This window comes from Cobetia sp. BL01, assembly GCF_056493605.1.
On sequence record NZ_JBVBEE010000001.1, the window covers coordinates 66447 to 88392 of the forward strand.

The 21946-nt window shown below is 54.5% G+C and carries 22 protein-coding genes; 4 read left to right on the forward strand and 18 right to left on the reverse strand.

What is annotated here, in order from left to right:
- Positions 1-34: 34 nt before the first annotated feature.
- The 6 genes from ACZYGA_RS00230 to ACZYGA_RS00255 all read right to left on the reverse strand — a co-directional run bounded on the left by ACZYGA_RS00230 (position 35) and on the right by ACZYGA_RS00255 (position 7873).
- Positions 35-529, reverse strand: a complete 495-nt coding sequence (locus ACZYGA_RS00230) for an adenylyltransferase/cytidyltransferase family protein (protein WP_479398234.1) — start codon at positions 527-529, stop codon at positions 35-37.
- Between the two features lie 89 nt (positions 530-618).
- Positions 619-2547: a CDP-glycerol glycerophosphotransferase family protein gene (locus ACZYGA_RS00235; protein WP_479398236.1), complete on the reverse strand. Its 1929-nt coding sequence runs from the start codon at positions 2545-2547 to the stop codon at positions 619-621.
- A gap of 134 nt (positions 2548-2681) precedes the next feature.
- Positions 2682-3449 carry a hypothetical protein gene (locus ACZYGA_RS00240; protein ID WP_479398237.1) on the reverse strand — a complete coding sequence of 256 codons (768 nt, stop codon included), beginning with the start codon at positions 3447-3449 and terminating at the stop codon, positions 2682-2684.
- Between the two features lie 16 nt (positions 3450-3465).
- Complete coding sequence (locus ACZYGA_RS00245; RefSeq protein ID WP_479398238.1) at positions 3466-4911, reverse strand: CDP-glycerol glycerophosphotransferase family protein; 1446 nt, start codon at positions 4909-4911, stop codon at positions 3466-3468.
- A gap of 833 nt (positions 4912-5744) precedes the next feature.
- A complete protein-coding gene (locus tag ACZYGA_RS00250; protein WP_479398239.1) occupies positions 5745-7058 on the reverse strand; it encodes an O-antigen ligase family protein in 1314 nt (437 codons plus the stop codon).
- 581 nt (positions 7059-7639) lie between these two features.
- Positions 7640-7873 carry a hypothetical protein gene (locus ACZYGA_RS00255; RefSeq protein WP_479398241.1) on the reverse strand — a complete coding sequence of 78 codons (234 nt, stop codon included), beginning with the start codon at positions 7871-7873 and terminating at the stop codon, positions 7640-7642.
- A 204-nt stretch (positions 7874-8077) separates the two neighbouring features.
- Here ACZYGA_RS00255 and ACZYGA_RS00260 point away from each other — a divergent pair, with 204 nt between their 5' ends.
- Positions 8078-8269, forward strand: a complete 192-nt coding sequence (locus tag ACZYGA_RS00260) for a hypothetical protein (RefSeq protein WP_479398242.1) — start codon at positions 8078-8080, stop codon at positions 8267-8269.
- A 163-nt stretch (positions 8270-8432) separates the two neighbouring features.
- On the opposite strand, the gene ACZYGA_RS00265 is transcribed toward ACZYGA_RS00260, so the two are convergent.
- From ACZYGA_RS00265 to ACZYGA_RS00290, 6 genes are all read right to left on the reverse strand, one after another.
- Positions 8433-9728 carry a TRAP transporter large permease gene (locus ACZYGA_RS00265; protein WP_479398244.1) on the reverse strand — a complete coding sequence of 432 codons (1296 nt, stop codon included), beginning with the start codon at positions 9726-9728 and terminating at the stop codon, positions 8433-8435.
- Positions 9725-10354 carry a TRAP transporter small permease gene (locus tag ACZYGA_RS00270; RefSeq protein WP_479398245.1) on the reverse strand — a complete coding sequence of 210 codons (630 nt, stop codon included), beginning with the start codon at positions 10352-10354 and terminating at the stop codon, positions 9725-9727. The genes ACZYGA_RS00265 and ACZYGA_RS00270 overlap by 4 nt, the downstream gene beginning before the upstream one ends.
- A gap of 3 nt (positions 10355-10357) precedes the next feature.
- Entirely contained in the window at positions 10358-11332 is a 975-nt protein-coding gene (locus tag ACZYGA_RS00275) for a TRAP transporter substrate-binding protein (RefSeq protein ID WP_479398247.1), read from the reverse strand.
- A gap of 413 nt (positions 11333-11745) precedes the next feature.
- Positions 11746-12645 carry a GTP cyclohydrolase FolE2 gene (gene folE2, locus ACZYGA_RS00280; RefSeq protein WP_479398248.1) on the reverse strand — a complete coding sequence of 300 codons (900 nt, stop codon included), beginning with the start codon at positions 12643-12645 and terminating at the stop codon, positions 11746-11748.
- 139 nt (positions 12646-12784) lie between these two features.
- Positions 12785-13213 carry a DUF4440 domain-containing protein gene (locus ACZYGA_RS00285; RefSeq protein ID WP_404627525.1) on the reverse strand — a complete coding sequence of 143 codons (429 nt, stop codon included), beginning with the start codon at positions 13211-13213 and terminating at the stop codon, positions 12785-12787.
- Positions 13214-13304: 91 nt separating this feature from the next.
- A complete protein-coding gene (locus tag ACZYGA_RS00290; protein WP_479398249.1) occupies positions 13305-14252 on the reverse strand; it encodes a zinc ABC transporter substrate-binding protein in 948 nt (315 codons plus the stop codon).
- A gap of 132 nt (positions 14253-14384) precedes the next feature.
- Between ACZYGA_RS00290 and ACZYGA_RS00295 the strand changes: the two genes are divergently transcribed.
- Both ACZYGA_RS00295 and ACZYGA_RS00300 read left to right on the forward strand, forming a co-directional pair.
- A complete protein-coding gene (locus ACZYGA_RS00295) occupies positions 14385-15173 on the forward strand; it encodes an ATP-binding cassette domain-containing protein (protein WP_479398250.1) in 789 nt (262 codons plus the stop codon).
- Positions 15173-15991 carry a metal ABC transporter permease gene (locus ACZYGA_RS00300; RefSeq protein WP_479398252.1) on the forward strand — a complete coding sequence of 273 codons (819 nt, stop codon included), beginning with the start codon at positions 15173-15175 and terminating at the stop codon, positions 15989-15991. The genes ACZYGA_RS00295 and ACZYGA_RS00300 overlap by 1 nt, the downstream gene beginning before the upstream one ends.
- Before the next feature lie 45 nt (positions 15992-16036).
- Here the strand turns inward: ACZYGA_RS00300 and ACZYGA_RS00305 are convergent, their stop codons facing one another.
- Complete coding sequence (locus tag ACZYGA_RS00305) at positions 16037-16522, reverse strand: MarR family winged helix-turn-helix transcriptional regulator (RefSeq protein ID WP_479398254.1); 486 nt, start codon at positions 16520-16522, stop codon at positions 16037-16039.
- 133 nt (positions 16523-16655) lie between these two features.
- Between ACZYGA_RS00305 and ACZYGA_RS00310 the strand changes: the two genes are divergently transcribed.
- Positions 16656-17525, forward strand: a complete 870-nt coding sequence (locus ACZYGA_RS00310) for an EamA family transporter (protein WP_479398345.1) — start codon at positions 16656-16658, stop codon at positions 17523-17525.
- A gap of 178 nt (positions 17526-17703) precedes the next feature.
- Here ACZYGA_RS00310 and zigA read toward each other — a convergent pair whose 3' ends face one another.
- The 5 genes from zigA to ACZYGA_RS00335 form a co-directional block, all read right to left on the reverse strand.
- The gene (zigA, locus tag ACZYGA_RS00315) at positions 17704-18921 is read right to left on the reverse strand and encodes a zinc metallochaperone GTPase ZigA (protein WP_479398346.1); all 1218 of its coding nucleotides are present in this window, start codon (positions 18919-18921) and stop codon (positions 17704-17706) included.
- Between the two features lie 288 nt (positions 18922-19209).
- Entirely contained in the window at positions 19210-19794 is a 585-nt protein-coding gene (locus tag ACZYGA_RS00320; RefSeq protein WP_479398256.1) for a HupE/UreJ family protein, read from the reverse strand.
- Between the two features lie 104 nt (positions 19795-19898).
- Entirely contained in the window at positions 19899-20537 is a 639-nt protein-coding gene (gene ureG, locus ACZYGA_RS00325; protein WP_054556181.1) for an urease accessory protein UreG, read from the reverse strand.
- 81 nt (positions 20538-20618) lie between these two features.
- A complete protein-coding gene (locus ACZYGA_RS00330) occupies positions 20619-21320 on the reverse strand; it encodes an urease accessory protein UreF (RefSeq protein ID WP_479398257.1) in 702 nt (233 codons plus the stop codon).
- Positions 21310-21909 (reverse strand): urease accessory protein UreE, encoded by a 600-nt coding sequence (locus tag ACZYGA_RS00335; RefSeq protein WP_479398259.1) that lies wholly within the window; start codon positions 21907-21909, stop codon positions 21310-21312. Before ACZYGA_RS00335 ends, ACZYGA_RS00330 begins: the two co-directional genes overlap by 11 nt.
- Positions 21910-21946: the final 37 nt, after the last annotated feature.

The window sequence follows — 21946 nt, forward strand, 5'->3', positions numbered from 1 at the left end:
ATTTTGAGCTTTCATAGCGTTCGTAATATAATCATTATTCAAGATCTCTACGGAGCAATTCCAAGACTTCGAAAGCCTTGATGAGATCTTCATGAGGAATTGACAAGAACCGCTTCAGTGAGCGCTTCAAATCCGTCGTGGAAATATCCTTGGTGCGCTCCAGATACAGCACCTCACAATATTCCTGCAGGAAGTCGAACTCCCCTTTCCAATCTTCCCCTATTGCGAAAGTATCGACATTATATTCCTTGACGTCGCGTACTTTTTGCTCCCAGTCGTTTTCAGGGATCACGAGATCTACACAATCGATCGCTTCCACGATCTTGGCACGCTGATCGTAGGGAATCAGTGTCTTCTTGCCTTTCAGCAAGTTGAACTCATCAGTCGACACACCGACGATCAGGCGATCACCTCTCTCACTGAGACGCTTCAGGAGGTTGAGATGCCCGATATGGAACATATCAAACGTGCCATAGGTAATAACCGTTTTCACACTCTCATGTGAAATATCTATTGGGTTTTGCTTCATCTAATATAACCTCATCTTAGCTTAACCCTATTCAGGCATCATCAAGGCGGAAGCTAATATCTCTTCACTCTTTTCACATCTGCTTGACGTCAAACAATCTTGAGTGAAGAAAGTGCACTAAACAGCCTATCGACATTGTTGCCATCACTAAACTGATTGATTTCTTTATATCTCGCTTCGTGCTCAGCAGTTCTTACGTCGGCTAAGCTTATCTCATTATCTATTATCACCTCGTCAAGAATAGATCTTAGTTCTATTATAGAAAAACATCTTCGCCCAATATATTCATCATCGCTTGGGATTAAAGTACCAGTTTCTTTCTCATACTCAGCGATGTCTGGCTGGAAAAAAATAATACCTGCACCGCGATAGAAAGAGTTATAACATACAGACGAATAATCTGTAATAAGTAGTTTTGTATCTTTCAAAGCCTCAGAAATTTTCCCGGACCATAATTGACCCTTGAGATCAGTATTGCTTATTGCCTCATATACTTTGGGATGAGCGACAATTCTAACTTCAGAACTATGTAGACGATTTTTTAGCGATCTAGCTATGGCAACTGTATTTTGATAATAACTTGTTGAGGAGAAATCCCTGAAATGCTCTTCGTAAGGCTTCCAAGTCAACATTATTGTAACTATATTTCTGGAAGTACAATCTATGCTGTTGGGCTGAATACTATCAAAAGAGGGCAACCCTACATTTAGCAACCTATCTTCTGGCAATTTTAACATTTTTGATACAATTTGCTTTTCTTTCTCACTACTAACAACCATATAACTTGGCTCTGCTTCTTTACCTCTTGAAAATGCCCCCTTTCTATCCATATTCTTCATATATATAATACCATGCTGCAGAAAAACAAAACTTGTATTTATTAATGCTTTTTTTATATATTTATTATTGCTTCTCAATAAATTGACATGCGCCGGAGCTTCGGTTGAAATTAAATTATTCGCTCTATATAGGTACCAGTAATATTTCGGCGAATACTTTACCACCACTTTAGGATTTCCTTGAATTTCAGGGTAATCATCCGACTCCTTACTGATGACAAAAACATTATTGGAATTATTGCTTTGAATAGACTTACAGAATATTTCGTAAGTCCCTTCTTCTGCTTTAGCGGCAAACTTCTCAAAAAAAACATTACAGCTTTTACGACTAAGATATTTGACACACTTACCGGCGCCATATAATGACAAGCTTACTAAGCTAGACTCCAGTATCTTGAACTGACGAGTTTTTTCTACTGGATCTTTTAGTCGACGAACTAAAGTTGGAGTTCCATTGAGTGTGCGCCTGATATGAAAAGCATAATCTTTATAGGAACACGTAGATATAGGTACGTAATAATTTCTTTTATTTTTTGGCTTGTGTATCTTTAGTGTTTGAGCTGAGTATGTAGTAGCCATATCGTTTATTTCTAGCCTAATCTTCAAATGGCTATTAATAGGCGGTTCTCCATCGCACAATAGCTGTTGCATACTTATTCTTTTTACCTTTGCTAATCTCAATAGCTTAAGCTTTGTTTTAGGGAAAGATAGATGTATGGGCACGTCTATCGGAAAAATATTTTGGTCATCTAAATATATCTCAGTTTTTGAAATACTTAAACCATATGGGTTAGATATAGCAGCTATATAAACGAAGCTAAAATTTTGCTTATTTATACTTAAATATAGTATTTTAAATTTTACTTTAACAAACTGCTTTAGCGGATGACTACCATTGTTTAACTTCCTCATGCAGATGACTGAATGTTTAGTGGTGTAAACAACCAGTATCTCGTTAGTAGCAGACAAGTCCTGTACCAACAACACTCTATTTATTTCATTTTTCTTCAGTTGTAACTTAAAAGCAACTTTATTACTGCCAGACAATTTATCTAAATTCAAGGTGATCGATCTTAATTTTGTGTCATCGCTTATTTCTAAAATATTACCATTTAGGGACGCGACGATATTGTCTTCAATATCATCAATTGTAGAAACGGGAGAGGATACCTGGTTCATTACTTATTCCAATATGTGAACTTGACGCTAAAAATGAAATTGCCATCCTATAAAAGATGGTGGCACAATCCAGCTTAACTATTTGCATTTTTTGCTTTAGATTCAGTCGAGATATAATCGCCGATATGAATTATTTATCTCATCTTTGAATCTAATAAATTAATGTCGATATACATCAATTCTATGCAGTAACGCTGAAGTGCTTGAAATAGCATTCGTGACATAAGTAATACGTAAATTGCTATGATTACTCCCATCCCAAAATACATCACCTGAGTCAGTATGGCCACAAATACCAATATAAAATTCGCAGAAGTTGCATATTCTATACATTGTTTCCGATGCAACTTGAAGTAACTGGTTCTGTCAGTATCTTTCATAAATATCGCTATCTTGAACATAGCAGCTATCGTGATTATCATCATTAATAGCAATATTAATGCAGTAGAGATACTTACCATTAACACCAGCAACATGGATAACGAAATTAAAACGAATTCAGATGCTGCTTTTCCGATGTGTCCATGCATTTTTTTAAGCTTGTTAGCTTTTTTATCTTTGGATGTAATAGCACTATTTTCAATGAAGATAGATTGACTATAGTCGAGGCTTCTTCGACTTATTACCCCACATACTATATACATGATATAGACAATAGGAACAAGGCAGGAAAAAATTACAACAGCTTCGTTCAAACCAAGGTCAAATGGTAATATTTGTATGTAGCTTGGCTTAACATCCGATGAGACCAAGATAAGTATCTTCAATGGTAGGAAAAAAGCAGCCAGTTGAAACAGCCTGGATGTTGCTAAAAAGAATGCACCACCGATAAAGTAAGGAGACTCTTTATTTATTAACGACCATGTTGCAAGCATTATCTTGAAATGAGTAAAAAAATTCATCGCGACAACATCCATACTATAGTAGTGACTTGAACATACTCAAAGGATCATCTATTCGATCACCCAAGGAAGAAACTCTCAACCTCTGTCTTGATGCTTGGAGTGGATCTTCTCTTTCAATCAGTTGTATGACATCTACGATATTACTTTCTACATTGACAAGGCTAGCTGCCGCAGCAGAAGGATACTCTGAATGCAATTGTTCAAAATCAAGTGATTGGATATTACAAAGAATGATAGGTTTCCCTGTAACAAGATATTCATTCAATACGCTTGAAATATCACACACCAATATATCGCTTGTGTTCATTGCGCAATGCAGTGAGTTATTTTCATCCAGCACTTCAACACCATGATCTTCGCACAACTTCAGGATCTTGCTTAACCAATACTTATGAGTACTGCTTATACTCCCAGTATAAGGATGAGGCTTGAATATCAGTGAAAAACCATCATGCTCTATAATTTCTTTACATAACTTGTAACCTAATTCTCCAATGGAGCTGTAATCAACTTTCTTGACATGCCCTTCCCAAGTAGGAGCATACAGAATAGTGTTTATTCTATTTATCTCCTTTTGATATTTCAGTGCCATTTCCGCTTGAGGACGTCCAACATGTAACACCTGCCCTTCTCTCAGCGGAAGCCCTGCAGCTCTCAAACGCTCTTCCGAGAGAGGGCCAGCCACAAACAGATAATCATAGGCCATCAGCAATTTGCTTTGGTTAACGGCTTTATCACTCTCACCATGATTGATGAAAATATGATCCAGGTGGTGATAACGCAATGCTTGCACATTTTTCATCGTATTGGCGGGATATAATAATTTCTTTATGGAGGTAGCCCCGCCCAATATGGCCTCAAGATCGATCTGTGTTCTAGCTGTTACTGTAAGAATATCCGTAGGCAGCATCCCTGAGAAAATATCAGCCTCACGAAGTATGATAATCACTGGCTGATCTAGCTTTTCCAATACAGGAAGCCATTGGTTGATTTGATATGCGACCCCCTTCATTCCAGTTACGTACACGGCGACGGTCGGACGCTTTGTCTCAAGCACCTTCACGGCATACGCTCTTATCTTTTTTCTATTGAATAATTTGAGGATGACCGGCCATGCGACAATCAGCGAAGTCACGATATATAGTAGTACTATAGGGAGTACATATAAACCCAATTGACTTGTCAATAACGGTATAAGTGAGGCAGCAAAATTGATTTTCTGCCCGTATTTACCAATAGGGTTTTCATTGGAAGCCACTTTGACTTCCAAGCCAGACAGATAATACTCTAGCTTTGCTGATTTTCCCGTCAGGAATTGCAACCCGCATACTAGTGCAAATATGGCTATCGTGAATGAAGTGACAGAACCGGTTACCATACTACCAACCAGAAGTGAAGTAACGGAAAATACGACTGGCAATAACTTATGCTTACCTATCTTGCGCAAGATGCCTTTCATAACGTCTCGGGTCTCTGTTTATTTAGGCACGCTACCGCCCCAGGATTTTGGGGCAATTCCTGAGGCCAGACGACAAACAGGGCGCCGTAGTGAGAGCACGGTGCCCTGTTGGATAAAATAGCGAGGTTTTTTATTGAAAGCTTCATGGATTATACATATTTTCGTCATATTTGGCTAGATTCAGGGCAATGAAGCCCATCTTCCTGCAGGTGCTAGATCAAGAAAACATCGGATAATCATCACCCTAGTGTGCATCGTAGGCATGAAGCGACCAAGGGATCGACAGAAACGGTGCTGTTCTTGTGAAATGCACCCGGCACCGGATGGGACAGAGCAGACTCGCAAGCATCAGATCATGTTAATTATTTATCATGAGAGCGACTCTCAGCACGATAGTAATGCGTCTCAGTCGTCAGATGGTTTCTGGCTTTAACCTCCCGCCTTCTAGCTTGGTCAGTAATTGATCGCTTACATCGTATGCCACTCCCCAGCCCATGTTTTCATTGAATTGTTCATTTACATTACTCTAACACTCACTGTATTTATCTATCGATGCAACAGTGGAGGAAAGTCTAGAGGATATCAGCAGATGGTGATGCGTATCAGATCGTGTCTATCTGATGACCGCTTGAGATACCTCAAATCAGAGACCCGGATCATTATTCATAAATATTTCAATGATGCACCGTATCAGAAGCATGGACTCACTCGTCCCCTTTCAGCTTACTGGCACCTCTTGCTCATATTAGGTGACATTCGATAATCTTTTATTCAAAAATAAAGCGCGCCAGAATTTTCTGACACGCTTTATTCATACTTCTTTACAGATTCGGCTACGCCGTCTGGTGACTCAAACGCCAATAATGCGTGATCAAACCACCGACAATCAGATTATGGACAAACAGGCCTGTCGGGAATGAATTATAGGATTCAAAGTTACTGATTATCATCCAATAGATGAAGAACATCAGGCCGAAGCAGGCAATGTCATCAGGCATCGCATTACCCCGCCATGCGAGCCAGGTGGCACGGCCAATCCAGAATGCCAATAGAGACATCGCGACAAGACCAACAATCCCATATTCGACCCAGGTTTCAAGGAAGTAATTATGCAGGTGGCCATATTTTGCCAGTACCCAATCTGGCAGCCAGGTCGTTTCCGACATGACCAACTGACGCCCTTCAGGTCCCCACCCTGTCATCGGGCGTTTCGCAATCCACTGGCTCGCCGCGATCCAGCTATTGATACGAATGCCGATGCTTGTATAAGGAACTTCCGTGATTTCGCCATCTACCAACTGAGATATCACACTGCTCTCTTTATGGAAGCGATGATTGAGAGAGTCTCCCAGTGTAGAGACCAGTACCCCTGCCCCGATTACGATGGATAATGAAATTGTGACGAGATACTTTGTCAAATGTCTGGTTCTACCCTCCAGTACGGACTTAATAACCCAGAGTATCAGACCGATGCCACTCGCAATCGTTGCACTGAGCCAGACAGCTCTTGTCTGACCAACGGCGATGCCAGTCACCACCATCACCATAGCCAGGCACCAAAGCGCTATTCTCAAATACCGCGCGTTACCGTCGCTCCAAAAGCGACGAGCAAAACAGAGCAAACCCAATAGCGAAACCCCAAACAACATGGATGCATGCTGGTTGTTACGGATTCCGAATCCCACTCTTTCCCCAGTAAACCCGGTGAGCCATCCGTCGTCACCTGGTGCAAACAGCGTCGTGATCAAGACCCCGCCGACTGCCAGTCCCCACACGATGAGAGTATTTCGTGTACTTCCGTTCAACCACCAGGCCACACTGATGAAGATAAACAATTTGGCCAGATCCTGGAGTCTAGGGTCATCTATCGCCCATTGCGGGTACTGCCATAATCCCAGGCTCCAGGAAAACAATTGTACGCAGAGAACCCCCAGTAATAACAATAGGGGGGCCTTGCGCAAGCCTTTACCGTATACGCAGAATGCGACAAGCCCCGAAAATGCCAAGACTCGTTCCATCACTTCTTGAGTGTTTGGCAAGACAAATTGTAAAGCGGCATATAATAATAACGACATGACGCCTATATAGGCCAGCCAACGAGCTCCGAGACGATCATCAATCGAATACCAACACTTTACAGATTGCATAATGACTCTACTTATCCAAGGTGTCTTTATCACACTGGGGTTTATCTTGGGGATATCAAAGAGTCTTGTCTCTATGCGATCTAGATAGACTCTTTCAAGCTGAGTTATCGAATGACGAACTCTGGATGCAAAATTTTACACAGTCTTTCCTGCCACCACAACGAAGACCGCTCAAAGGAGGAGACGCCACCCACTTTTTGAGTAGTGAAACAGGAGGTTGCCATTAGTCAAGCCATCGCAAGGCCCTGCTTGCCCATCATCGGGTCAGCCTCCCCGGAATCTGTCAACATAGTTGGCAAAATGAAGCAGGTCTACAGACTCGACGACGCCTCGCACAATATTATCTGTGTCATGACTACCCCGAAGTCCACATGACAAAGATAACTTCTGATCACTGGAATGATACGTTAAATCACTCTCTGTTACATAAGGCTCATCTCATCTGTTGAGCTCATCTCTGGGACAAGAACTCCAGGGAGCGATGATGTCTGAATGCGTCACTACTGCGACGACACTTCGGCAACTAATCCGATGTCCGTCATTCGACTTTGCGTCTTGAGCTCTGATTCTGACCTTAGTTGTCAGTATCCGCCATCCACTGACTTGATATTGCCCACCCTGGCGATCAGCCAATCCCTGAACCGTCGCGCGGAGGCCGGTAACGGGCGATGAAGGCCGTGGACAAGATGCTCAGCCTGGCCAATGATCGCGCGATGGTCTGTGACACGCACCAGCTCGCCCTTTGCGATGGCGTCTCCCGCCATGAAATCCCAGGCCAGACCGGTGCCGGCGCCTCGCTGAATGGCGGCATGCATTGCCAGCACGCTGACGGTGTCAGGGTGCTGTCGCGCGTAGGCGTCGCCGTCTTGCAGCCGCGAATACTGCCGCTGGTGCTGTCATCAGAGTGCTGGTGGGCTTTCGGTTCCGCAGTCGTCTTCATGTCGGTGGGCGGTTCGTGGATTGCCAATGCCTTGTGAACCTCCTCCGCCCAGCGGTTGCCGGTCTCCGTGGGTGGGCAGATGACCATCTTCGAGACCTGCTGTGTGTTGCTCTACGGATACCTGCTGGCATGGCAATGGCCGCAGACCAACGAAGTATTGGGCATGCTGCTGATGCTTGGAGGTGTCACCTGGATTCTCCGTGCCGAACAGCATGTGTCCGCCCCCCGCCAGATAGCACAAGGCGTGCCGGTTGCTGGACCGGAAAAGTGAAATCCCCCGCCTGATGCAGCGTGGATTGCCTGAGGGACATGCACCTCGGGGCTCGCTTGCTGGCTTCAGACACGCCAAGGCCGCCTCAAAGGGCGGCCTTGGCGTGTCTGGTGAGCAGTCTCCATCACTGCCCTATTTACCTACCTATCTACATATCTACCTATCAATCAAACACTCCCCCATAGAAGTGCTCGACAAGGCTCATGGGAATCGCCGGCACGTAGGTGACCAGCATCAGCACCAGGAAGAGCACGAAGATCATTGGCAGATTGACCTTGGTGGTTTCCCACATGTCCGTTCTGGCAATCGAGCAGGAGGTCGCCAGCACCGAGGCGACGGGGGGTGTCTGCTGACCGATGGCCAGGTTGAGCGTCAGGATCAGGCCGAAGTGGATCGGGTCGATCCCAATCTGCTGGATCAGCGGCATCACGATCGGTACGACCAGGATGATGGCCGCTGCACCATGCAGGAACATCCCCAGCAACAGCAGCAGGATATTGAGCAATGCCAGCACAGCCACAGGGTCCGTGGTCAGGGAGGTGATTTCCTGCGCCAGTTGCTGCGGCAGCTGCATCTCGGTCAGAAAGAGTCCCAGGACGGCTGAGCTCGCGACCAGCAGCATGACGACGGACGTCTGGATCACGCCATCGATCACCGCCCGATACAGCACCTGCAGATTCAACTCGCGATAGACCAGCCCACCGATGACCAGCGCCGCCAGCACGGCGATGCCCGCCCCTTCCGTGGCAGTCACGAAGCCGCCGAAGATTCCGCCCAGGATGATGACCGGCAACGTCAGCGCCCAGAAGGCTTCCCGGAACGCCTTACTAAGCGCTGATAGCGAGAAGGCAGCCTCACGCGGCATGTCGTACTTGCGGGCATAGTAGTAGCAGAGCACTGCCAGGCCGAATCCCCCCAACAGGCCCGGAATGATCCCCGCCACGAACAGTTTGACGATGGAGGTATCCGCGATGGCGCCATACAGGATCATCGACAGCGACGGCGGAATGATGATCGCCAGTGACGCGGAGGATGACGTGATGGCCGCCGAGAACTCTGGCGTGTACTTGCGCTTCTTCATCTCGGGAATCAACACCGACCCCGTGGCTGCCACGTCCGCGACAGCCGAGCCGGAAATCTCGGCAAAGAACAGTGACACCCCGACATTTACCATGGCTAGGCCACCGCGCACGAACCCCACCATCGCTGTGACGAGATTGATCAGCCGCATGGAGATGCCTGACGTGTTCATCAGCGCACCGGCGAGGATGAATAGCGGAATCGCGATCAGCGGGAACTTGGTCGCGCCATTGAAGAGCGTCAGCGGCACGTTCACCAGCGCGTCCACGCCCATGAAGATCACCACACCCACGACCCCCACCGTGCCGATGGCAACCGCGATGGGAACGTTGATCAGCACCAGTGCGAACAGGGCCGCGATAATGATCAGTAGCGTCATGAGCGGTGCTCCTTGAGGTCTTCCTCGGCCAGACGGATGGCTTCCGCGATCTCTTCCTTTTCGCTGTTGACGCCTTCACACATCTTGCGCCATGCGTGGGGCAGGCTTAGCAGCTCACACACGATGAAGAGTGCCGCACTGAGCGGGATCACCGACTGGGTGACATCCAGGCCGATGCTCGGCAAGGCGATCAAGGCATCCCAGGCCAGCACGTCCAGCACCTGATACCCAAACCAGCCAACCACGGCAAAGAATCCGATCACGATGAGTTCAGAGGTAATGAACAGCGTACTGCGCAGTGCGATAGGCGCCTTGGTGATCAAGCCGGGAAAGCCCATATGCGAACGCTTCAAGGCCGCGAGACAAGCGCCATAGAAGCTGAGCCAGGCCAAATTGATCGAGGCGACCTCGTCATACCACGGCAAGGAGCCACCAAAGGTACGCAAGGCCACTGCCGCCAGCACGATCACCGTCAGCGACAACAGCAGGCCGACGGTAAATACCTCAAGGCAGCGTTCTACCACACGGTTGATCCTGTCCAGCACTGTCAAGTCAGCCTTGGCCGTCAGTCCTTCCCCACTCTCGGTGGGGAAGGTTGCCTTAGCCGCATGGGAATGCGAGCTCATGACTTACTCCTTGGCCAGTGCCATGGCCCGGTCAACCAGCGCCTGGCCGCCATCGACCTTGTCGGAGAACGCCTGATAGACCGGCGCACTTGCAGTGACGAAGGCATCCCGATTCACCTCGTTGACGGCCATGCCACCCGCCTTGAGGCTTGCCAGCAGCTTGTCATCAAGCTCCGCACCCTTGGCGAAGGCCCAGCTCTGGGTCTCGGCGGAGACTTCGGCAATCGCTGCCTTCACGTCCTCGGGCATCTTGTTCCAGCCGGCCTGACTGCTGGTCAACCAGATGGGCGAATAGACATGATTGGAGAGTGACAGGTACTTCTGCACCTCCTGGAACTTGGCGCCATCGATGTTGGACAGCGGGTTCTCCTGACCATCGACGACCCCGGTCTGCAGCGCCACGAAGACTTCCGAGAAGGCCATCGGTGTCGGGTTGGCGCCCCAGGCGTTGAACATGCCGGTCCGCCATTCGCTCTGTGGGGTACGCAGCTTCAGCCCGTCCAGGTCTTCTGGCGCAACGATCGGATGCTCGTTGTTGGTGATCTGACGGAAGCCGTTCTCCCAGGTGGAGACCAGCTTGAGGCCCTTGGACTTGGCATCCTCGGCCAGATCCGTCATCACGATCTCGTCATCGATGCGCTTGAGGTGCTCACGGTCCTTGACCATGAACGGCATGTCGAACAGGGCGAAGCTTGGTGACACGGACGACATCACCGAGGAAATCGCGGCCAGGTCGACCGTACCCAGGCGCAGCTTCTGGATCAGCTGGCGCTCATCCCCCAGCTGCCCACTGTGGTAGTACTCGACCTGATGCTCATCACCGAGCCGGGCTTGCAGGCTATCGGCGAAGTACTGCGCGGTCTGGCCCTGCAGACTGTTGGGACTTCCCCCGATGGCAAACACGATCTTCTCGGCATGCGCGGTCGTGGTACCCAAGGCGGCGGCTAACAGCGTGGCGGCAAGCATGACTCGCTTCATTGTCGAATCCCTTTGATTGTTCTGATTATGGGTATGGACGTATCGCGTCTGGCATGACGCTTGAGGACGGTGAGCGTGTGCTGGCGACGGAGCTTCGAGCGCTTCACGCGCAAGAGCCGCCCTCCTCAAGTGGACTGCAAACCATACCAGATAGAGCAGAACTTAGACGCCTTCCGACTCAAGGGTCAATCCAATTGGCGCAGAAATAGACCTTTGTCTAGACATATACGCAATATATCACTCTACACCATAGCATCTGGACTGTTTTACAAACCACATGATGCCTGATGGCGGTGCTCCAGACGCGAAGGCCCACCGGCATCGCCGGCAGGGCCTGGACAGATCAGGACATCAACCTCGATGTCTCTTCAGCGGGGCCATGAGCTGGCACTCACCATGGTGCAGGGGGTTTCTTACGCACCACCTCCCCAGGCCACGGCATCATGGGGGTGAAGGCTCTCGATATGCCGCACATGGACATGCGCCTCACCCTGTGAGACCGCCAGGCCATTGATCAAGCGGCGCGCCGCGTCTTCGACGAACATCAGATTCTGACCATTGAGTGCCGCAAACGCCTGCTCATCGGCACGTTTCACGGCCGTCTGGACGGGCGTCGCTACGGCCTGCTCGATGGCATCGATCAGCGCGATCAGTCCCAGATCCTCGGCCTCAGGCTTGAGGGTGACCTGGACAATCGCTTCACTGCGCTGGCTGTGGGGTGTGGCCAGGGTGGCATGGTGGGTGAGCCACTCGGCGACCTGCTCAGGCGTCAGCGTTGCATCATTGTGGTGAGCCTCCAGAAACGCCTGCTCGATCAGCTGACGCGACAGGGCCGCCGAGCAGGGACAGGTGGAGGAATAGCCCACCGTGACACTGGCCTGCAGCGTGAACCTGCCCTCGTGCAGACTGGCCTCCAGCGTGACGGGATACGACTTCCATCCGTAGAGTGCCGGCGTGACTAGCGCCGGACGCTTCACCAGCAGTGCGAACGCCATCTTCACGCGGGCATTGCGCGAGGCGCAGTCATGATGACTTTCGACCATTGCAGCGAGCACATCCCGCAGACTGCCGGGGATCAGCGCCTTGCCCTCCGCCAGCCCATCCAGCAGACAATAGAGGCGCGACATGTGAATGCCCTTGGTGTGCGGCATCGGAAGGTCGACCTGCGCATCCACGCGGGCATGCAATTCACGGCGGTAATCGCCCTCCTCGATGAGCACGGGCAGATCGATCCCCTGCATGCCCACCCACTCAAGGGGGCTCAGGGAACGGGAGCGCTCGGTCAGGGAAACGTCGGGGAGTATTGCGGTCATTCGTCAGATATCCAGAGCGGCTCTCATCAGTGCCGCCTCCCTCACGCCGGTGGGAGGCAGGCACTGAGTTCCGCCGAAGTGTGGGGAGTGTCAGGAGAGGTGAAGAACAGAGCGCGGACGGCTCGCCGTCAGCGCAGGATCATCCCGCCAGTCGCGAGGAGTGATGGCCGGTGATCTTCCACTCGCCGAGGATCTCCTCGAAGGTGAACAGAAAGCGGGCCGGAATCGTGACCGTCTCGTTAGCGACGCGATACTCGAAGGTGTAATGGCCGCCGATCACCACGGTGCCCAGCTTGCGACTGACCCGTGGCGAGTACTCACCCAGCTCGCAGGCCAGCGCCTCATTGGCGAGAAAACCATCGAAATAGGCCTGCCGCTGCTGGCGATTCTCACGCACATCATCGGCGACCGTCGGCACCAGAATCGCGTCCTCGGCATACAGCGAGAGAAGCGTTTCCTTTTCCCCACGCGTGACGGCGATCGCCCAGCGCTCGAGCGTGCGAGTCGCGGCATTGATGCAGAATTCAGCGTCACGTTCCGTCAATGGAGGGGACGTCGGATGGGGCATGCAGTGGCTCTCCCTTGAGGATGGTGCTCTTGAGGATATGGAAAGAAAGACGGGGGCTGCCGGCCTCCCCGCCCTGATATCACGTGATCGCTCAGGCGTCGGCACACCGCAGGATGCCCTGCCCCAGACGCTTGATCAGCTGCGGATAGAGTGTCTCGCCCAGCGGCAGCCCGACACCCAGCGGCTCGAAGACGATGGAGGTCTTGACGCCGACCCCCTCGAAGACACTCTCGATCAACGCCGGGTTGTACTGTGGCTCACGGAAGACGCACTGGATGTTGTCCCGCGCCACGCGCGTCTGGATCTCCTTGACGCGCGCCGGGCTGGGCGTGGAGGCATCCCCCAGCGAGATGGCACCGGACGCGGGGACATCGAAGCGGTGCTCGAAGTACTGGTAGGCATCATGGAAGACGATGTAGCGAGTGCCCTGAACTTGCGCCAGACGCACCGACAGTGACTCTGTCATGGTGTCGAGCTCCCGCTGGCCCGCCTGGGCATTCCTGCGATAGGTCGCGGCATGCTCCGGGTCCTGTGCTGCCAGCGATTCCGCGATCTCTGCCAGCCAGAGACGCGCATTCATCGGGTCCAACCAGCCATGCGGGTTCATGCCAGCGTGGGCATGCTCATGGTGATCATCATGGCTGTCATGGTCGTCATGCTCATCATGATGCGCCTCGAAGGTGGCGCCCTCGCGATAGCGCAGATGAAGGGTGCCGGGCACTTCCATCAACTCGACGGCATCGGCATCCGCGGCCAGCGTCTCACGCGCCTTGGCAAGCCAGGGCGTCAGCTCATCACTCACGAAGATCATGACATCCGCGTCGGCCAGTGACCTGGCCTCGGAGGGCCGCATGGAATAGCCATGCGGCGAGGCGCCGGGCTGGATGACAAGCTCGGGACTGCCCAGCTCCCCCATGACGCGCGAGACCAGTGAATGCACCGGTGGGATATCCACCGCGACGGATGGCACCTCCGCCATGGCCACGGCGGGTAACATCAACACTGGCAGCGAGAGTAAAGGCAGCAACCGATTGCGCATGACGGTTCTCCAGAAGATGCGATGACACCGAAGGAAGTTCGGAGACGCTACCGTCTCGATCCAATATGTTATAACATAACACTTGCGATCACTGAACCGCCAACGTTGTCATTCTTCAAGGGTCCGCTCTCCATGCCGCTGTTATCGATCGAGAACCTCTGCGTCACCCTCGGCAAGCACCGCATTCTCGAGGAGATCGAGCTACAGGTGGAACGCGGTGAAATCGTCACCCTCGTAGGCCCCAATGGGTCCGGCAAGTCCACGCTGCTTCGCAGCATCATCGGGTCCATCACCCCGTCGCACGGTCGGATACAACGAGAGCCGGGACTCAAGATCGGCTATGTTCCTCAACGTCTGAGCCTGGACCCGACGCTGCCGATGACGGTGGAACGCTTCCTGAACCTGCCACATCGACACTCGCTGGATACCGTGGCCCATGCCCTCCTGCAGGCCGGTATTCCCGGTGCCGAGGTTCAGCAGATCGCCAGTCTCTCCGGTGGTCAGTTCCAGCGCATTCTGCTGGCTCGTGCACTGCTGGATTCGCCTGATCTCCTGCTGCTGGATGAGGCGACCCAAGGCCTGGATCATCGTGGCATCGCGGATTTCTATCGTCAGATCGATCGCGTCCGTCACACCCTAGGCTGCGGAGTGCTGATGGTCAGCCACGAACTGCATGTGGTGATGCGCGCCTCCGACCGCGTCGTCTGCCTGCATGGGCACGTCTGCTGCCAGGGCACGCCTGAGCGCGTCATGGCCTCACCGGCCTATCAGAATCTGTTCGGAATCGACACTGCTGACGCCCTCGCCTTCTACCGACATGACCATCGACACAGCCACACGGCGCCGCCGATGGATGACAGGGTGCCGCCTGCACAGCCCCTCACGACACCCGCGACACCGATCACAGAGAGATTGCACTGATGCTGGACAATGTCATGGACGATTTCATGGTCCGCGCCGCTCTGGCTGGCATTGCCGTCGCGCTTGCGGCAGCGCCCTTGGGCTGTTTCGTCGTCTGGCGGCGCATGGCCTATTTCGGTGATGCCACGGCCCACGCCGCGATTCTCGGGGTGGCGCTGTCACTGTTGATGTCCACCTCGATGCTGGCAGGCGTGCTCATCGTCTCGCTGATCATGGCGACGCTGGTGACCCTGCTGAGCGGGCGGGGCTATGCCATGGACACCCTGCTTGGCGTCATGGCGCACTCCGCGCTCGCCTTCGGGTTGGTCGCCGTGTCCTTCCTGCCTGGCGTACGGATCGACCTGATGGCCTATCTGTTCGGCGATATCCTGGCCGTCAGCAAGACGGATCTTGCGATCATCGCCACTGGCGGCCTGCTGGTCCTCGGGCTGCTTCGCTGGCGCTGGTCGGCATTGCTCACTGCGACACTCAATGAAGACCTGGCGCGTGCCAGCGGCATCAACCCGCGACGCGAGCAGCTGGTGCTGACATTGTCGCTGGCCGTGGTGGTCGGGGCGCTTCTGATCACCGCGCTGCTGATCATTCCAGCGGCCACGGCACGCCGCTTCTGCCACACCCCAGAACTCATGGCGGTTACCGCTGCCATCATCGGCGGGATTTCCACCACCGGCGGTCTGCAGGCAGCCTACTGGCTGGATACGCCCACCGGCCCCACCATCGTGTGCCTCGCCACGCTGCTGTTTGCCCTGAGCACTGCAGCGGCACGCATCTCACACCTCGTTTCTCAGACCGGCAGCGAGACTTCTACTCGAGGTTGACCTGGTGCATGCCCCTACAGAGGCCCAATGAGTGCTGCATGATCCCTAGCGTTCTTCATCAGTCATTAGCTTGCGCAGCAGACAGGCAAGCTGATGTTGCTCATCGCTGTCCAGCGCACTCGCCATCCGGTGCTGATTCTCGACATGCGCTTCCAGAGTGGTGTCGATCAGACGACGCCCTGCTTCCGTCAGCGCGACGCGATTGCTGCGCCGATCCTCATCACTGGCCCGGCGTTGCAACAACCCTCGCTTCACCAGCTGATCTATCCGCGTGCTCATGGCACCGGAAGAAAGCATCAACGTCTGATACAGCTGAGTCGGGGTCAATTGCACCTGTGAACGTCGCAGCGTCGCCAGGATGTCAAACTCGATAGTCGACAGGCCCTCCTTCTCGAATACCTGCTCCATCCTCGAGCCAAACACACGACCTGCCCGGCTGATACGCCCGAATATGCCCATCGGCCGGCAATCCAGATCGGGACGAGCTTCCTCCCACTGCGCAAGAATGCGATCCACGGTATCCAACATCATGAAACCTCCCAGTTATCTTTTCCAAAAGATACTTTGACGTCGGCGGTTTTACGAGCACTCTTACATTTATCTTTTTAAAAAGATACTTCGAGGAGAGACAAGCATGCCATCTTCACACCTGAAGGTTCTCGCCATGACCGCTACAGCCCCGATCATATGGGGGAGTACTTACCTGGTGACACAGACCCTTCTCCCTGCCGACACGCCATTCACCGCAGCCACCATTCGCGCCCTTCCCGCGGGAATACTGATTCTGCTCTGGACTCGACAGACCTTGTCGGGAGGGTGGTGGGTGAGGGCCATGGTACTGGGCACCCTCAACATCGGACTCTTCTTTACCTGCCTATTTGCCGCGGCATACCGCATCCCCGGCAGCATGGCCGCCTTGCTGCTGGCAAGTCAGTCGGTGTGGGTTCTACTGTTGAGTCGCTGGTGGCTAGGGACAGACTTCAACATGACAGCCGCAATGCAGTGTGGACTGGGCATGGTCGGAGTGGTGATGCTGCTCAATCCCGGCCAAGGTGGACTGGACATGACAGGGGGCGGGGTCGCACTGCTCGGTGCTGTCTCGATGGCCGCCGGCATCGTACTCAGCAAGCGCTGGCAACGTCCGCCCGACGTCAGTCAATTGAGCCTGACGGGCTGGCAATTGATCTTCGGTGGACTGTTGTTGCTGCCTTTGGCCGCCTGGTCGGAAGGTATTCCGACCACCCTCGAGCCGCAACATCTGCTGGGCTATGGCTACCTGATCCTGCCGGGTGGCGTGCTCGGCTATGGCCTCTGGTTTGCCGGCGTCCAACGACTGCCCGCCTTTTCCGCATCACTGCTGGGAATGCTCAGCCCGCTGACGGCAACTGTGCTGGGGTTTCTATGGATGGGCGAGTCATTCGGCTCCCTTCAATGGCTTGGCACTCTCTGCATCGCTTCTGCCCTGACATGCCCCCTCTGGGTATCGCTCAAGCGACGTAGCACTCAGCCAAGCCGTCATGAATTGACTCGATGACACAACAGGGCAAATCCCACGTGCATAGGCAGTCTGCCTTGAACGGGAAAGTCATCTCTTCAAGGAACGAAGAGCAGGTGCATCAAGCAATGAACGTAGAAACAGAACATCCCACTGATCGCGGATCAGTGGGATGGTTTGGCGAGTCCCAGCAGATCAGGGACTCAGGTGCTATCGCTCATTCCCAGGCGGGAAACGGGTCCGGCAGAATATGCCAGGCTTCCTTGCCTGCCAGCAGCGTGGCGTCATCGAGCAGACACTCATCCAGCGCCTGGCGGATACGGTCTTCCTCCAGGTTCTGACCGATGAACACCAGCTCCTGGCGCATGTCGCCGAAGGGCTCTTGCCATTTTTCCTGGATCGACGCCAGGTACTCGGGGTCTTCGGGCCATTCGACCTTCGGTACCGCCTTCCAGAACATGCCGCCGAACCCATAGTGGGCGATGCCACCGGCCTGGTTCCACTGCCCCGCGAACTGTGGGCGCGTGGCCAGCCAGAAGAAGCCCTTGGAGCGCAGCAGCTTGCCACCGAACCAGTCACCGTGGAGCAGCTGGTGGAATTTCTCGGGATGAAACGGTACACGCGCATGGTAGGAGAAGCTCGAGATGCCGTACTCCTCGATCTCCGGCACGTGCTCGCCGCGCATCTCCTTCAGCCAGCCCGGTGCCTGCTGCGCTCGATCGAAACTGAAGCGACCGGTGTCCAGCACCTTGGAAAGCGGCACGGTGCCCTGCGTCATGGGCAGAATCTCGGCTTCCGGGTTGAGCGAGCGCAGCACGGCCGTCAGCTCATCCAGCTGAGTTGCCTCGATCATGTCCGTCTTGCTAATCAGCAGCACATCGCAGAACTCGATCTGGTCGACCAGCAGATCCGCGACATTGCGCTCATCGTCCTCGCCGAGGCTTTCTCCGGCTTCGGCCAGTGACTGCGCCTCGCGATACTGAGCAAGGAAGTTGGCGCCATCCACGACGGTGACCATGGTGTCGAGACGTGCGACATCCGAGAGGCACTGGCCATCTTCGTCCTCGAAGGTGAAGGTCTCCGCCACCGGCAGCGGCTCGGAAATGCCGGTGGACTCGATCACCAGACAGTCGAAGCGCCCCTCCTCGGCCAATCGCCGGACCTCAATGAGCAGGTCCTCGCGCAACGTGCAGCAGATACAGCCATTACTCATCTCCACCAGCTGCTCCTCGGCGCGATTGAGCGCCACCTCGCCACCTGTGCCGGATGCGCCGCGTACCATGGCGGCGTCGATATTGACCTCGCTCATGTCATTGACGATCACCGCGACTCGCCGCCCTTCGCGGTTGGCCAGAATGTGATTCAACAGCGTCGTCTTGCCGGCGCCCAGAAAACCGGACAACACGGTTACCGACAAGGGATATGAAGGAGACATTTGGGGGGAAGTCATCAGGCACTACCTCAATGGGTTGGGTCATTGCCACGCCGTGCGCGCATGACGACATTCTTGCCGGCGCAGGGTCAGGTGATTCGCTGACGTGGGGACCGCTGGTTTCTTGATCATCAGATGCGGAAAATGATACGTTATAACATAATCTCCCGTCAGCCATTTTCTGATGAAGCGCCCCACCTCTCTTGTATCGTCAGCATCAGAAAGAAAAAAAACGCCCCGCTGGCAAGCCAGCGGGGCGTTTCTCATCCCGAGCAGAATGTCAGGTGACGATCAGACCGCCATCATCACGGCAGAGGCCATCACTGCCCCACCCACCAGGCGAGACGCGATGGTTGGCACACTCATCAGGCGCAGACCCACTGCACGGCCCAGCAACGCCAGGGCCAGTGTCGCGACCACGAAGCCCGCCATGTAACCCATGGCACTGCCAGCCGCCGGCATTTCCAGCGCGTGGGCGAAGCCGTGGAAGGCCATGAAGCCGGCCACCATGACGGCGCCAGCCAGAGTCGGCAGACGCAGCAGCAATGCCACCAGCGCACCGGACACCAGCACCGAGAGCAGGATGCCCTGCTCCGCAATCAGCGCATGCAGCGCCTGTCCACCGCTGAGAAGCGCAATACCGGCCCCCGCCAGCATGCCGATGACCATCAGCAGCGGTGTACCAACCCTCAAGGCCCGTGACTGGCGCGCGCTCCAGATGCCGATGGCCAGCATGGCCAGCAGATGATCCAGCCCGGTGAAGGGATGCGTCAGGCCGGCCATCAGTCCCTGGGCATCATGGCCGGGATGTGCGGAGGCCGAGGTCGCCACCAGTAACAGTGAGGTGGCCAGCAGTGCGGAGTGAGAACGCTTCATGTGTCATTCCTGAACAAGATGATGATGAATTCACCCGATATCCGTCATGTGTCGACTACCGGGAGACAATGGATCCCAAGCAAGCGGTAGAAAACGCTGCGCCGTCAGGCCTGTGCGGCCAACTTTTCCGGGCGGCGCTCCGGCAGCATGCCGCGATCCAGAATGAAGGCGATGATCTCTTCCAAACCGACGCCGTCATACAGGTTGGCGAACACGAAGGGCCGCTCGCCACGCATCTTGCGCGAGTCGCGGTCCATCACCTCAAGCGAGGCATGCACCTGCTCGGCGATGTCGATCTTGTTGATGATCAGAAGGTCGGACTTGGTGATGCCCGGCCCGCCCTTGCGCGGAATCTTGTCACCTGCCGAGACGTCGATTACATAGAGCGTGAGATCGGAAAGTTCGGGGCTGAAGGTCGCGGACAGGTTGTCACCGCCGGATTCCACCAGCACCAGCTCCATGTTCGGATGGCGGGCCTGAAGATCATCGATGGCCGCCAGATTCATCGAGGCGTCTTCGCGGATCGCGGTATGCGGACAGCCGCCGGTCTCGACGCCGAGAATACGGTCCGCCTCCAGTGCTTCATGACGCAGCAGGAAATCGGCATCTTCGCGGGTGTAGATGTCATTGGTGACTACCCCGATGTCGTAGTGATCGCGCAGGGCCAGACACAGCTGACGCAACAGCGCCGTCTTGCCGGAGCCCACCGGCCCACCCACTCCTACGCGTAGACAATGCTTCATGACAGCTTCCTTTCTCGTGAGATATCAGGCGTTCGTGTCGGTCGGTTCAGGCGCCGCCGCCTCAGGACAGGCGGCGTTCGCTCAACTCCTGAACAGACGGGAATATTGGGTTTCGTGCTGTGCGGAGGCGAGTGCCAGCCCCGGCAGTATCGGGCCAAGCGCTGCATCCGGGCGCTCAAGCGCCTGTGCGACGACCTCCACCACGCGGGGGCGCAGTTGCTCGGTCAGGCGCTGCGCGGCGGTATGCCCCAGCGGCATGGCCTTGCAGGCCACCGCCAGCTGGTTTTCCAGCCAGGCCCAGGAGAAGCCGATCAAGGTCTGGCGCAGTGGCACCCCACGCTGGTGCGCCACCCAGGCAAACACCGTGACGTAGCCCGGTGTCTCGGGCATCAGCGCCGCTGGCGGTTCACGTTCGAGGCTTCTGAGCAGCCGCAGCAGCGCCGCCCCGAGACGCGCGTCCTCATCGCTGAGTTCGGCGGTTTCGCGTGTCGCCTTGAGCCAGCCATCCCACTCATTGAGCGCCGCCGCATCCTCCTCGGCCCATGCCTGCTGCAGGCGCACCAGCAACGGCAGTTCGCAACGGCCGAGCCCGTCTTCCAGCACGCCGTCGATCCACTCGCCAAGCTCCTGCTCCTGAGTGACCCACCCCAGTTCGAAGGCACTCTCCAGCCCCTGGGACCAGGCAAAGGCGCCGATGGGCAAGGCCGGACTCACCAACTGCAGGAGCCCCAGCAGTGCCAGGTCCTCCTGCGCCGGCAGGCCCGCCATGGCATCAGTGCTCATGCGTGTGCTCATGGGCGTGGCTATGAGAATGACCGTGGCTGTGCTCATGCCCGTGCGAATGACCATGATCGTGAGAATGAGCCCCCTGTCCCACCTGGGCATAGGCGCCCGGCTCAGGATCAAAGGGCGCCTCGTGATGGGTGAGGGTCGCGCCCAGTCGCTCGGCCAGTGCTTCCAGCACGTGGTCCGGCGGGAAGCGCACCCAGCCGGTTTCGCCCTTGGCTTCAGTATCAGCGTCAGCCGTCTGCATGCCGATCGCCAGCTGCACGTGGCGATTGCCTAGGTGATAGCAGAGCGCCGCCATCGGACGCCCGGCGGCGATGTGGGCAGTCACTACCGGCTCATCCGCGGCGCGGATGCAGATCACCTCGCCTTCGCGTGAGGCCAGCCGATCGCCGTCACGCAGCACCGGTCCGCGATCCAGAAACAGGCCGACCTCGCGCCCGCCGTCCGTGGTGGCACGCAGCCGCCCGCGGATGCGCAGCTCCAGCGGCAGAGTCAAGGTATCCAGAGGCTCCGCCTCGGTGTGAGCGCTCGCTGGGTCGCCTGATCCACTGGCGTCTGGCAGGCGATGTATCAGTTCCATCATGGCGTCAATCTCGAATAGGGAATCAGAACAGGCACTG